This is a genomic window from Winogradskya humida (assembly GCF_016862215.1).
Taxonomy (GTDB): domain Bacteria; phylum Actinomycetota; class Actinomycetes; order Mycobacteriales; family Micromonosporaceae; genus Actinoplanes; species Actinoplanes humidus.
Map to the genome: position 1 here is coordinate 37,400 of NZ_BOMN01000142.1, position 11,335 is coordinate 48,734.

Sequence of the window (11,335 nt, forward strand, 5' to 3'; positions counted from 1 at the left end):
CCGCCTACGGACCACCGCAGCGCCGGCGCCGTCGTAGGAGCCGAGCAGCTCCAGCGTCGGCGAATGGCGCGTGGAGGTCGTCCGCCGCGGTCGGTCGCGCTTACACCGAGTCGTGCGCGGCGAAGTGGTGCACGACTGGCTGTCCATCAGCGCGTTGGAGCGGCTCCTCGACGAAAACGGCGTGGACTGGCGCGAGCTGGTGGCTGTCTGATTCCCGAGGGTGTCAGGATCCGTCCGGCGGCCCCTGGTCTGAATTCGTCTCGTCTGCTGCGGCGCGCTCGTCGGCCTTGGCCCGCCGCGCTGCCCGGCGGCTAGGGGGCTGATCGGCAGGGTCGGGCTCCGGATCGCGGGCGGGCTTGTGCACCTTCAGGCCATGCCGGCTGGCTTCGAGACCCATGCCGGTGTCCATGGTGAGCAGGCGTACCTTCTCTCCGGACATCACCTGCACTGCCAGCGCCCGGTCGATGATTTCCGCGTCGTCGTTGTGCAGTGGGACGTGCATCTCGTTGTCGTAGAGGACCTCGATCGTCACGGTGCCGCGCGGCATCTCACCGCGGTCGGCCATCTCGTGCGGGTTGGGGTCGGCAGGGCGCAGCACGGTGCGGCCGTCTGGGTTGCGGAGCAGCCTGTCGACGACCGCCAGGGTCAGGCCGGCACGCCAGCGAACCTGCGGCTGCGAATGCTCCTTGAGCCTGTCCAGCTCCTTGATCACCGCATACGGGACGACGACGCGGATCTCCTCGAACCCCTGGCCGATCTCTTCGGCCCAGGGAATGTCCTCGATCTTCATCGGGTGCTTGATGAACACGCTCGTATCCACCACCACGAAGACCTCGCCGTTTGAGCCCCACCGGACGAACTCTTTGCGCAGCGCCGCGTGCGCGGCCTCGTACGCGTCCTTGCGGTCGGCGATCTCCACCGCAAGCGCGTCGCGTGCCCATGGGGTGACCTGACCGCCTGCCTCCATGAACACGCCTGGCCGCTCAGTCTGCTGCAACGTGGCGGCGGCGCCGGGCAGCAGACTGAGCAGCCGGGTGAATCCTGGGGTGAACAGCAGCCGGTCCACGTCAGAGGTCCGGATCTGACCGCGGAACATGCGCGCCATCTCGAATACCCAGCGTACATAGCGGATAGGGTCGCCGGAGTAGTTGTCCGGTTCGCTGCGGCAGCGATCGAGCAGTGAGATTACATGGAGCAGGTTGGCGCCGAGAGTCGGTGTGACGAGCATGGACAGCATCCTGGCAGGTGCGCAGATCCGATGTGTACTGGGTTACGTCGCTGGTAGTCGCCCTTGGCCGGCGGGATAGTTCTGCCGTTCACCCCGGGCAGCACTTCGAAGACGCGGAGCGCGGCGACCACGCGATCGGCTTCCTCGGCCGTGAACTACTCCCAGGAGTACACGAATCTCACCTCGGGTTCCTCGGCAGGTCAGTCCACCGCGCTACCCGGTTATCGTCCACCGCGTCGCGCGCCAGAGCCGGGCGTCGATGTCGACGCGCACGGGCATGAGATATTTCATCGGCAGGTCGTCCGATTCCGACGAGAGCAGGACTATCTGACAGGTCACGGCCCGATCGACGGCTTGATTATCAAACAGTAGGGTCATGCACCACGTCGCCCCAAGGGTGCAGGTCGAGCCCGACTCCGCGGATCGACGGCAGGTACGCAGCAAGTCTGCACGCAGCTCAGCGGCCGGGAAGAGCATTGTCCGCCAGCGCTGCGGCCCGACCGTCCCCGCGCGGCAAGCGCTCGTTGCGGCAGAAGAGTGCATTTGCTTGGTGCGGTACTTGCGCCATCCGAGTAGGTCGAAACGCCTCCTGAAGCGCTCCTTGACTACGTCAAGCTAAGAAATATAGACCTATTGTCATGCCCGCATGCGGTTTCACGCCCGGCCTTGGACCGCACGGATGCAAAGCCTCGGATTGCATTTGAAGCGTTGCCTTATTGTCGAGTGAAGCCTTGAGGGTTATTCAGCAGGGCTTTGATAATCCACAGTAGAACCCAATGAAAAAGACGGTCCGCTCATCAGTAGGATGGAGTTACCACACAACACCCAAAGAAGAGCGAACCGTCGAAGATGTATCATACCACCGGCTTCTCCAAGGACCAGATCCTGGATCTTTGCAGCCGCGCCCATTCCCACACCGCAGATATGCAGAAGCCGCCATGGCCACCAGTCCTTGACCTCTACCGCGCTGTCGTCGTCACACTTACCTACCTTCGACGCAACCGCGTCCAAGCAGCACTCGCCGAAACCTACGACGTCTCGCAATCCACCATTTCACGAGCCGTCTCCGGACTCACTCCCGTTCTCAAGAACATGCTGACGGAATTTGTGCCAACAGCCGACGAACTCGACCCGCGAACCCTGTACATCGTCGACGGCAGCCTGCTGCCGTGCTGGTCATGGGCCGGACACCGGGAGCTGTACTCCGGCAAGCACAAGACCACGGGCCTCAACGTCCAGCTCGCCTGCCGGCTCGACGGAAGCCTCGCGGGGGTCTCAGACCCGATCAACGGATCACGCCACGACACCTTCGCCCTCAACGAGTCCAGCGCCCTGATCTCGATGAACCCGAGCCTGTGGATCGGCGACAAGGGCTACATCAGCAACGACATGCTCACCCCGATCAGAAAACCCACCCACCGAGCACTCCTGGACTGGGAGAAAGAATTCAACACACAGGTCAACAAGGTTCGTTACGTCATCGAACAGGCCATCGCCAACTTCAAGACCTGGCGAATCATGCACACCGACTACCGGCGACCCCTCAAATCGTTCCGTCAAACCATCAGTGCCGTAGTCGCTCTGCACTTTTACAAGATCGCCTGTGAATAACCCTCCTTGTGTCGGCCGTAGATAACGTCGATTAATTGAGGGCGAGTCTAGCGCGGCATGATCGCCCAGACCGATCTGCCTATTCGGCCAACGGTCACCATCGAGTTCTTAAGTGCGCTCTTCCGGCGAGAGCCGACAAAGATATTTAGACGGGATGAATCAGGCGATTCGCGCTCAGGTTCCCACCTTCTTGCCCGAATCTGTTAGCCAGTCAGCCCCCATGCGGTCGTTTTCTTACATGCTCGTCGAAGATGCGGGATTCTGTCTGGGCTGCCAACCAGGAGGGCTCACGAATGAAAGAAAAGCAGTTTGTCTTCGGGGTGGACCTTGACGGAGTATGCGCGGATTTCTACAAGAAAATGCGAGAGGTGTACTCGGACTGGAAGGGTGTACCCCAGGAGGCTCTGACGAAAGAGGTCAGCTATGGCCTGCCCGAATGGGGAACCCTGCCGGACGAGTATTCCAGAGTTCACAGGTTCGCCGTAACGCAACGTGAACTTTTTAGTTCGATGGATCCAATCAAGGGTGCTGCCCAGTCAATACGTAGACTAGGCAGCGAAGGGGTGCGAATTAGGATCATCACCCATCGGCTTTTCATAAGACACTTCCACGAAACCGCCGTCAGTCAAACGGTTAGATGGCTTGACCATCATGCGATTCCCTACTGGGACTTGTGCTTCATGCGCGATAAAGATCTTGTCGACGCTGATATTTACATCGAGGACACCGAAGCAAATATTAGATGCCTTCAAGACGCGGATAAGGAGGTCATAGCCTTCACCAACTCCACTAACAGGAATATGAGTCCACCTCCAAAGCTTAGAGCCAATGACTGGAACGAGGCAGAGGAAATGGTTCGCCAGAGGTATTACGCGTTCCTTGACTCTCATGGAATGCCCAAGCCTGAAGCCCCGGGGCACGTTCCTTCGCAAACCCTATGAGACTTCTGCGAAATTTACGCGGTTGCACGCATTTACCCCTTGTTGTGGCGGCAATCGGCGAATAGCTACTGACTCGCGTGTCCTCATCTCGGCAGATCCGGACCCCGCCAGGAGCCGGAGAAAGTCACTTCGTGTAGCCGATGGTTTCTGTTTGCCAGCGTCGGCTCGGCCGTCAGCTCGCTGCGGAGCGCGCGGACGTCGACGGCCCCTTCGCACTCGTCGGCGTACGTGGACCTGCACTGCGAACTTCAGCTTCCTGCGCCGACAAGATCTTGAACAGAAACACTTGACAGGGAACACCACGGCGACCACCGTCCGTACCGAACTGAGGCGCTCTTCGATAAGCGGACGAGCGAAGGCCACATTCTCCACAGAGGTACGCGAACGCCGTTCGACAATCATCTGACCTGGTGCGATTCCCAGCGATCGGAGCAGCTGGGCGTGCACATCACTTTCGACATGAGCAGGTTCACGGCGGTTGGGACCTCCCGTCAGAGCGATCAGCGGTGCCAGCCCCGATCGAAATGCATCCGCCGCCGGCAACACGGCGTCAGGCAGAGTTGATCCGAACACGAAGATCAGGTCAGCTTGGCCCGTTCCTGGCGCGGACGCATCGACGAAATCCGCAACGTCGTCAATTGACTACCGACATGTCGGGCACTCCGAACCTCGCGTGTGAATTCCGTCGCACCGCGCGGTGATCTTGCTACAGAGGTTGAAAGGCTGACGGTCGTCGGCGTGTCTACGTGACCTACGTCGATGGATTCGGTAGGCCAGAGGTATGAGGTATCCGGCTGGTGGTGGCATGAACGCGGCAGCCCGGATCCGGCGTGAGAAGGTCAGGATCCAGGCCGCGACCATGTTCGAGGCATTGGAAACGACCGCGCAGATTGCATCTGAGCTGCGGGTTTCTGAGAAGTCTGTCCGTGAGTGGCGGCGTCGGTGGGCTGCTGGCGGAGCCCAGGCCCTAGCGTCGTCCGGGCCGGGCGGTTCGGACTGCAAACTCTCCGATGACCAGCTCAAACAGCTTGCCGAGGTGCTCGATGAAGGACCCGTCGCGCAGGGCTGGGTCGACGCACGCTGGACCCTCGCTCGGGTCGCCGAGGTGACCGAACGCTGCTTCGGCGTCTCGTACACGCTGCGCGGAGTGTCGTATCTGCTGCACCGCATCGGTTACAGCCAACAGGTCCCGACCCGTCGGGCGATCGAACGCGATCCCGAGGCGATCGCTTCCTGGCACCGTCGGCGGTGGCCGTCGGTAAGAGGTTAGCCGCAGCCCAGGGTGCGTGGATCTGCTTCCAGGACGAGGCCGGTCAGGTCCTGCGCCCGCCGGTGAGCAAGACCTGGGCCCGCCGTGGCCGCACGCCGGTGATCTCGGTGTCGGGTAAAGGCTCCGGCCGGATCTCGATCGCCGGCCTGGTCTGTCTCAAGCCCGGTGAACGCGGCCGGCTGATGTGGCGCACCCGCTTGCACCGCGGCCGCAAAGACGAACGCGGTAGCTTCAGCGAGGACGACTACATCGCTTTACTCGACCAGGCCCACCAACGTTTGCAGGCGCCGATCGTGCTGATCTGGGACAACCTCAACACCCACGTCAGCCGCCGTATGCAGGCGCTGATCGCCGCCCGGTGCTGGCTGACGGTGATCCGGCTTCCCGCTTACGCCCCGGACCTCAACCCGACCGAGGGCGTCTGGTCCTGGATGAAACGCGGCCTGACGAACATCGCCGCCCGCGGCATCGACCACCTCGCCGACCTGGTCAGACGCCGGTTACGCGCCTGCCAGCAGCAGTCCGATCTCCTCGCCGGCTTCTTCGCCAGCACCGAAATGACCCTCGACCCCGAACTACCGCAATGAGGCAGACCTCAGCCTTTCAACCTCTGTAGCAGACTCGCGGACGAGGACTTGAGCGGTGTGAAGCTCAGGACCGTGATCGAAGGTTTCGGTGAGAGCGGCCATGTCGCTGTTGGCCGGTTTGGCGCTCCAGGGCAGGGCGAAATCCTCGAAGCGGGCCGGCGACCCCGGCATCGGCGGGACTATCGTGCGGGCGAGCGGACGGGGCACCGTTCGGCGCGGTCAGTCATACGTGACGCCGCCCGCGCCGCTGTGCACGATGGTCATCTCCCGCTGTGGCGATCCGGCGGTGAAGCCGTCATAAATCGCCGCCAGCGGCGAACCGGCGTCGATGACGGTGTACCCGCGCGGTTGCGACAGGTTAGGGATCTGCTGACGCAGGACGTGCAGGGGCATGACGGGGTATTCACGCACACGGGTGATGGGCATGGCGTAGCCGTGGGGCAGGTCGTGCAGGTAGGCGCGGACCGATGCACCGTTCCCGGACTCGGCCTGCTCGGCAAGGCCAGCGATGCGGTCAGGAGGGTCCACGATCGCGGAGGCGAGGTCAATGACCGCGGCCAGCGCCGAGGTTGGCGCGTTGAGGTAGACCAGCCAGCTCACCGCGGTGCCGGTGAGGAAACGGCGCCGGAACTCGTGCCGCTTCGCTCGTTCTCTCCGTAGTCTGGGAATGTCTCACCTCCAGGTCATCTGCGCGCAGCCTTCTGTTATCAAGTCTGCCGGAGGTATGGGTGGAGATCTTTTATGTGGACCGGCGGTCGCGCGGTCTCTGGCCGGGGCCGGAGGGGTTTGACGTCCGTTCGACGTTGGACTACCGATCGCTGCCGGATGGCATGCCGATCCTGGTTGATGAGGCGATGCAGCCGGTCGAGCCCGTGTCCGGCTGGTTCCGGGTGTTGGCCTACGACGGCAAGCAGGCGACAACTTTGCGGGTGTATGCGTACATCGTGCGCCGGCTCATCGCGTTCCTCGACGGCCGCGGCGCGGACTTGCTTTCGGCGACGGAGAGCGACTTGGTCGCCTACCGCCGGTCGCGGACGGAGTTGCAAGACAAGCCCATCGACGAGGTGACGTGGGACCGCGAAGCGACGGTGATCAACGCCTTGTATGGGTATCTGCTCGATCAAGGTTTGGTCCGTCGCCGGCCGTTCCGGATGACGCGTCGGGGTGCTCGGCGTGGTTCTGAGCACAATTAGCGGTCCCGTTTGGGCGGGAGTTTGGGTCCCGGTGGCGGCCCGCGGGTTTCGTTGGGCGTGAGTTCGGGACCCGCCCTGGTCGTGTAGTTCAGGCGAGGGCACCCCGCATCGCTTCTATTACCGCCGTACGTACGGGTTCGTGGGTGAGCGGAGGCAGCTCCTCTGGCCGGAACCAGCGGATCTCGTCGTGTTCTTCGGGGGCGGCATTTGTCGGTGTCCCCTGCCACTCCTTGACAATCCAGGCGCTGAAGTGCACGGATTCCTCTCCGCGGCCCACCTGCAGCCGGCACAGATGGATCACCGAGCCCGGCTCGATCTGCACGCCCAGTTCCTCGTCCAGCTCCCTGGCAAGCGCAGCCAGTTCTGTCTCGCCCGGCTCCATGTGCCCGCCGCCCAGGCCCCACACGTCCGGGTACACAGGACGGTTCGGACTTCGGTGGACGAGCAGGATCTGACCTTCGCAGATCAACGCCCCCATGACGATCTGAATCATGGGCGGATTGTGGCATGACCATCCGACAAGAACGTCCGCGACAGCCACGATGAACGTTCGCTCTCAGGCTCGGGTTCAGGGTGTTGGCCTGCGGTTTGGTCGCGATTTCAGGACCCACCTCGATCGGGTGGTTTCGATGTTCACGAGTTTCGGACCCACCGAGAGCGGTGGGAGCATCAGCGGGTCTGGACGGGAGTCTTGCCGATGCCGTTGATGTCGAAGGTTGACCTGTTCGCGGCGATCCGCCGCGACTCCCGTGCGGGGATGTCGGTGCGGGCGATGGCCGGCAAATATCAGGTGAGCCGCCGCACGGTCCGTGCTGCTCTGGCGTCGGCGTGGCCCCAGCCGCGCAAGGCGATGCCGCCTCGGGCCTCGAAGCTGGACGGCTTCAAGCCGATCATCGACGCCATCTTGCGCGCAGATCTGGACGCCCCCCCGCAAGCAGCGGCACACGGCTACCCGGATCTACGACCGGTTGCTGGCCGAGCACGACATGCAGGGCGTGTCCTACTCGGTGGTGCGCCGCTACGTCGCCGACCGCAAGCCGCAGATCCGGGTCGAGGCCGGCCGCGGACCGGTCAACGTGTTCTTCCCGCAGACGCATCGCCCGGGCGAGGAAGCGGAGGTCGACTTCGGCGAGGTCACGATCAACCTGCGCGGTGAGCCGGTGACATGCATGCTGTTCGCACTCCGGTTGTCGTTTAGCGGCAAGGCCGTCCACCGGATCTTCGCGTCCGGCGGGACCGAGGCGTTCCTCGAAGGCCATGCCCACGCGTTCACCGCGCTCGACGGTGTTCCCACCGGCAAGATCCGCTATGACAACTTGCGGGCCGCGGTCGCGCAGGTCCTCGGGTTCTCCCGGCAGCGGGTCGAAACGATCCGGTGGACGGCGTTCCGATCGCATTTCTCAGTCGATGCTTTCTACTGCCAACCGGGATTGCAAGGCGCTCACGAGAAAGGCGGGGTCGAGGGGCAGATCGGCTGGTTCCGGCGTAATCACCTGGTCCCCGTTCCCGAAGTCGACTCGTTCGAGCAGCTCAACGCCATGGTCGACGCCTGGGACGCGGCCGACGAAGCCAGGCGCATCGGCTCCCGGGCCCAGACGATCGGGGAGATGTTCGCGATAGAGCAGCCGCTGCTGGTGCCGCTGCCAGGCGAGCCGTTCGAGACCGGCACGTGGCTCGGGCCGCGGGTCGATCGCTACAGCCAGGTCACCGTCCGCACGAACCGCTACTCGGTGCCGGTCCGGCTGGTCGGCCGGCACGTCCGCGTCCACCTGCACGCCTCCCACCTCGTCGTCTACGACGACCGCACCGAAGTTGCCCGGCACGAACGGTTGATGGCCAAAGGCCGCACCCGCCTCGACCTGGACCACTACCTGGAGGCCCTGCTGCGCAAACCGGGTGCGCTGCCCGGCTCGACCGCGCTCGAGCAGGCCCGCTCCGCCGGCCGGTTCACCCCGGTCCACGACGCCTGGTGGGAAGCCGTCCGCAAGACTCACGGCGACGCTACCGGCACCCGCGCCCTGGTCGAAGTTCTGCTGCTGCACCGGCACATGTCCCACGAGCACGTCGTTGCCGGGCTGGCCACAGCGCTACAGGCCGGGGCACTCACCGCGGACGCTGTCGCGTTGCAGGCCCGCAAGTTCGCCGAGACCGACGACCACCGGCATCCCGTCGACCGGCAGGTCTGGCCGGTCAGCAACGTCATCTCACTGACCGAACGGCGCCTCGCGCAGCTGCCGGCCGACACCCGGCCGCTGCCCACCGTCACCGCCTACGACCAGTTGCTCCGCCTGCCCCCGCGCACTGCAGAAGGGAACCGGCCATGACCCGCCACAGAGGCCTCACTGAACAAGCCGCCGACGCCGCGATCGACTCCGCCTGCCGGCTGCTGCGCCTGCCCACCATCCGCAGCCAGTTCGGTGACCTCGCCGAGGCCGCCGCCCGCGACCAGCAGACCTACCGCGGTTTCCTGGCCGAACTACTCATGGCCGAATGCGACGATCGGGCCCGGCGCCGCTCCGAACGCCGGATCAAAGCGGCGGCGTTTCCCCGGGATAAGAGCTTGCGCGTCTTCGACTTCGACGCCAACCCGTATGTCGATCCCGCGGTCGTTCACAACCTCGCCAAATGCGACTGGGTCCGCAAAGGGCTCCCGCTCTGCCTGATCGGCGACTCCGGCACCGGCAAGAGCCACCTGCTCATCGCGCTAGGCACCGAGGCCGCCATGGCCGGCTTCCGCGTCCGCTACGTCCTGGCCACCAAGCTGGTCAACGAGCTCGTCGAAGCCGCCGACGAGAAGGTTCTCGCCAAGACCATCGCCCGCTACGGCCGCGTCGATCTGCTCTGCATCGACGAGCTGGGCTACATGGAACTCGACAAACGCGGCGCTGAACTGCTGTTCCAAGTCCTCACCGAGCGCGAGGAGAAAGCCTCCGTCGCGATCGCCTCCAACGAAGCCTTCTCGGGCTGGACCAAGACGTTCACCGACCCGCGGCTCTGCGCCGCGATCGTGGACCGGCTCACCTTCGGCGGCAACATCATCGAAACCGGCACCGACTCCTACCGCCTCGCGCAGACACGCGCCCGCACCGAGCAACCGGCACGACCGCGCGCCTGACCCCCGGCGTCCACGCTGAGTGATCCAGGAGGACAGGAGTGCAGCCCGAAGAGCCCGACGATCTGTTACCGCTACTGCTCGAGATCTGCGAGGACTACTTCGCTCACGCCGGGCCGATCGGCCACCGCGAAGTCGATGCTCTTCTCCGCGCTCGGGACATCACCGGCGGCCCCGGCTGGCTGATCGACATGCTCGCGCTCACCCGCCGACGTCTGCAGGATGGGACCCAAACTCTCGCACATTGATCATGCCGAAACGCCGATCCCTGGGCCCAACACAAGCGCCCATCCGGGTCCCATTCCCACGACCGAAGCCAGCTCGGCGTGAAGCCGCGAACTCGCTGCAGACCGGCAGGCAGCGGGAAATGAAGGTCCGTCACATGACGCTCGAGCAGTATCTGTACTTCCGGGATGTGGGGTTCGGCGGGCAACGCCCTGACGGCGAGGTGAGCGAAGCCTTCCGCGGCCGGGCTCCGCATCGCGGCCGGGCCGGCTTGGAGCTGGCGTTGCTGACGGGGATGCGGTTGCAGGAGTGGTCGACGCTGTTGCTCCCGGAGTTGCAGCAGGGGCACAGGCCGGGAGAACCGGTGGAGTTCGAGTTGCAGAAGTGCGCGAAGTTCGGGCTTCGCCGCGATGTCTATGTGCCGGTGACGGCTCGTGAAATGGTGGCGCACTACCTGCTGCTGGAACGTGGGGAGTTCGCGGCTGCCTCGGCCGAGTCGCTGGCGCGACGCCGCGAGGAGCTGTTCGTGGTGACCGCGATGGACGCCGGGCAGCGCCGGCTTTCGGGAATCTTGGAAGGCCGTCGCCGGTCGTTCGTGATGTCGGCAATGAGTCCGCAGTTGCGTCGGATCACCGTTCGCGAGACTGAGCGCGGGTTGGAGCCACTGGCGGTGTTCATTGGTCACGGCGGGCTGATGTTGGGGCCTTCGTCGTGGGACCGGATCCGGAAGGACGCCTGGCGGCGGATGTTGCTGCACGCAGCCGCTCCGGGAACTCCTGTGCTGCCGGCGCACCCTTGGCGCTTCCACGACGCTCGCCACACGTTTGCACTGCAGCTGCTGCGGTTCTTGCAGCGTCGGCGTGTGCAACAGGAGATCGATGACAACCGGGAGCGCGGGATGCCGACGCCGGCGGAGCATATTTCCGTTCATCCGGTGCTGACTGTGCAGCGCCGGTTGGGTCATAAGCGGCCAGCCAGCACTTACGCCTACCTGCGGTACCTGGAGGATCCCCGGACTTACATCGACGCCGCGTTCGCGCAGTGGTCGGAGCACGACGGCGCAACGTACGCCGCGATCGGCCTGCACGCGTTGGCGGAGGACTGGAAGGCGGCGCTCGATGCCTCGGCGGGGTGAATACGCGGTTCCCGCCGCTGCACCTCGGGAACT

The 11,335-nt window shown here is 64.3% G+C and carries 14 protein-coding genes and 1 pseudogene; 10 read left to right on the plus strand and 5 right to left on the minus strand.

Annotation, left to right across the window (positions count from 1 at the left end; all coding sequences use genetic code 11):
• Positions 1 to 223: 223 nt before the first annotated feature.
• Together Ahu01nite_RS46920 and Ahu01nite_RS51595 are read right to left on the minus strand one after the other, a co-directional pair.
• Entirely contained in the window at positions 224 to 1,228 is a 1,005-nt protein-coding gene (locus Ahu01nite_RS46920) for a PIN domain-containing protein (RefSeq protein ID WP_203843250.1), read from the minus strand.
• A 213-nt stretch (positions 1,229 to 1,441) separates the two neighbouring features.
• A complete protein-coding gene (locus tag Ahu01nite_RS51595; protein ID WP_275411843.1) occupies positions 1,442 to 1,567 on the minus strand; it encodes a hypothetical protein in 126 nt (41 codons plus the stop codon).
• 510 nt (positions 1,568 to 2,077) lie between these two features.
• Here Ahu01nite_RS51595 and Ahu01nite_RS46925 point away from each other — a divergent pair.
• Entirely contained in the window at positions 2,078 to 2,839 is a 762-nt protein-coding gene (locus tag Ahu01nite_RS46925) for a transposase family protein (protein WP_203843251.1), read from the plus strand.
• A 293-nt stretch (positions 2,840 to 3,132) separates the two neighbouring features.
• The gene (locus tag Ahu01nite_RS46930; RefSeq protein WP_203843252.1) at positions 3,133 to 3,780 is read left to right on the plus strand and encodes a 5' nucleotidase, NT5C type; all 648 of its coding nucleotides are present in this window, start codon (positions 3,133 to 3,135) and stop codon (positions 3,778 to 3,780) included.
• On the opposite strand, the gene Ahu01nite_RS51965 is transcribed toward Ahu01nite_RS46930, so the two are convergent.
• Complete coding sequence (locus Ahu01nite_RS51965; RefSeq protein WP_203843253.1) at positions 3,775 to 4,353, minus strand: YdcF family protein; 579 nt, start codon at positions 4,351 to 4,353, stop codon at positions 3,775 to 3,777. The genes Ahu01nite_RS46930 and Ahu01nite_RS51965 overlap by 6 nt on opposite strands.
• A 232-nt stretch (positions 4,354 to 4,585) precedes the next feature.
• On the opposite strand from Ahu01nite_RS51965, the gene Ahu01nite_RS46940 reads away from it, so the two are divergent.
• A complete protein-coding gene (locus tag Ahu01nite_RS46940; RefSeq protein ID WP_239159706.1) occupies positions 4,586 to 5,050 on the plus strand; it encodes a winged helix-turn-helix domain-containing protein in 465 nt (154 codons plus the stop codon).
• The gene (locus Ahu01nite_RS46945) at positions 5,029 to 5,637 is read left to right on the plus strand and encodes a transposase (protein WP_239159707.1); all 609 of its coding nucleotides are present in this window, start codon (positions 5,029 to 5,031) and stop codon (positions 5,635 to 5,637) included. The genes Ahu01nite_RS46940 and Ahu01nite_RS46945 overlap by 22 nt, the downstream gene beginning before the upstream one ends.
• Positions 5,638 to 5,856: 219 nt before the next feature.
• On the opposite strand, the gene Ahu01nite_RS46950 is transcribed toward Ahu01nite_RS46945, so the two are convergent.
• On the minus strand, positions 5,857 to 6,237 hold the full coding sequence (locus tag Ahu01nite_RS46950) for a hypothetical protein (RefSeq protein WP_203843254.1): 381 nt from the start codon (positions 6,235 to 6,237) through the stop codon (positions 5,857 to 5,859).
• Positions 6,238 to 6,365: 128 nt separating this feature from the next.
• On the opposite strand from Ahu01nite_RS46950, the gene Ahu01nite_RS46955 reads away from it, so the two are divergent.
• On the plus strand, positions 6,366 to 6,830 hold the full coding sequence (locus tag Ahu01nite_RS46955) for a site-specific integrase (RefSeq protein ID WP_203843255.1): 465 nt from the start codon (positions 6,366 to 6,368) through the stop codon (positions 6,828 to 6,830).
• A gap of 88 nt (positions 6,831 to 6,918) precedes the next feature.
• On the opposite strand, the gene Ahu01nite_RS46960 is transcribed toward Ahu01nite_RS46955, so the two are convergent.
• Entirely contained in the window at positions 6,919 to 7,323 is a 405-nt protein-coding gene (locus Ahu01nite_RS46960; RefSeq protein WP_239159708.1) for an NUDIX domain-containing protein, read from the minus strand.
• 400 nt (positions 7,324 to 7,723) lie between these two features.
• Here Ahu01nite_RS46960 and istA point away from each other — a divergent pair.
• The 5 genes and pseudogenes from istA to Ahu01nite_RS46980 all read left to right on the plus strand — a co-directional run.
• Positions 7,724 to 8,416 (plus strand): annotated as a pseudogene (gene istA / locus Ahu01nite_RS52120) (IS21 family transposase); the annotation flags it as partial.
• A gap of 21 nt (positions 8,417 to 8,437) precedes the next feature.
• A complete protein-coding gene (locus Ahu01nite_RS52125; protein WP_438874873.1) occupies positions 8,438 to 9,154 on the plus strand; it encodes a Mu transposase domain-containing protein in 717 nt (238 codons plus the stop codon).
• On the plus strand, positions 9,151 to 9,945 hold the full coding sequence (gene istB / locus Ahu01nite_RS46970; RefSeq protein WP_203843257.1) for an IS21-like element helper ATPase IstB: 795 nt from the start codon (positions 9,151 to 9,153) through the stop codon (positions 9,943 to 9,945). The genes Ahu01nite_RS52125 and istB overlap by 4 nt, the downstream gene beginning before the upstream one ends.
• 38 nt (positions 9,946 to 9,983) lie before the next feature.
• Positions 9,984 to 10,190 (plus strand): hypothetical protein, encoded by a 207-nt coding sequence (locus Ahu01nite_RS46975; RefSeq protein ID WP_203843258.1) that lies wholly within the window; start codon positions 9,984 to 9,986, stop codon positions 10,188 to 10,190.
• A 134-nt stretch (positions 10,191 to 10,324) separates the two neighbouring features.
• Positions 10,325 to 11,302, plus strand: coding sequence for a site-specific integrase (locus Ahu01nite_RS46980; RefSeq protein ID WP_203843259.1), 978 nt, complete (start codon positions 10,325 to 10,327; stop codon positions 11,300 to 11,302).
• Positions 11,303 to 11,335: the final 33 nt, after the last annotated feature.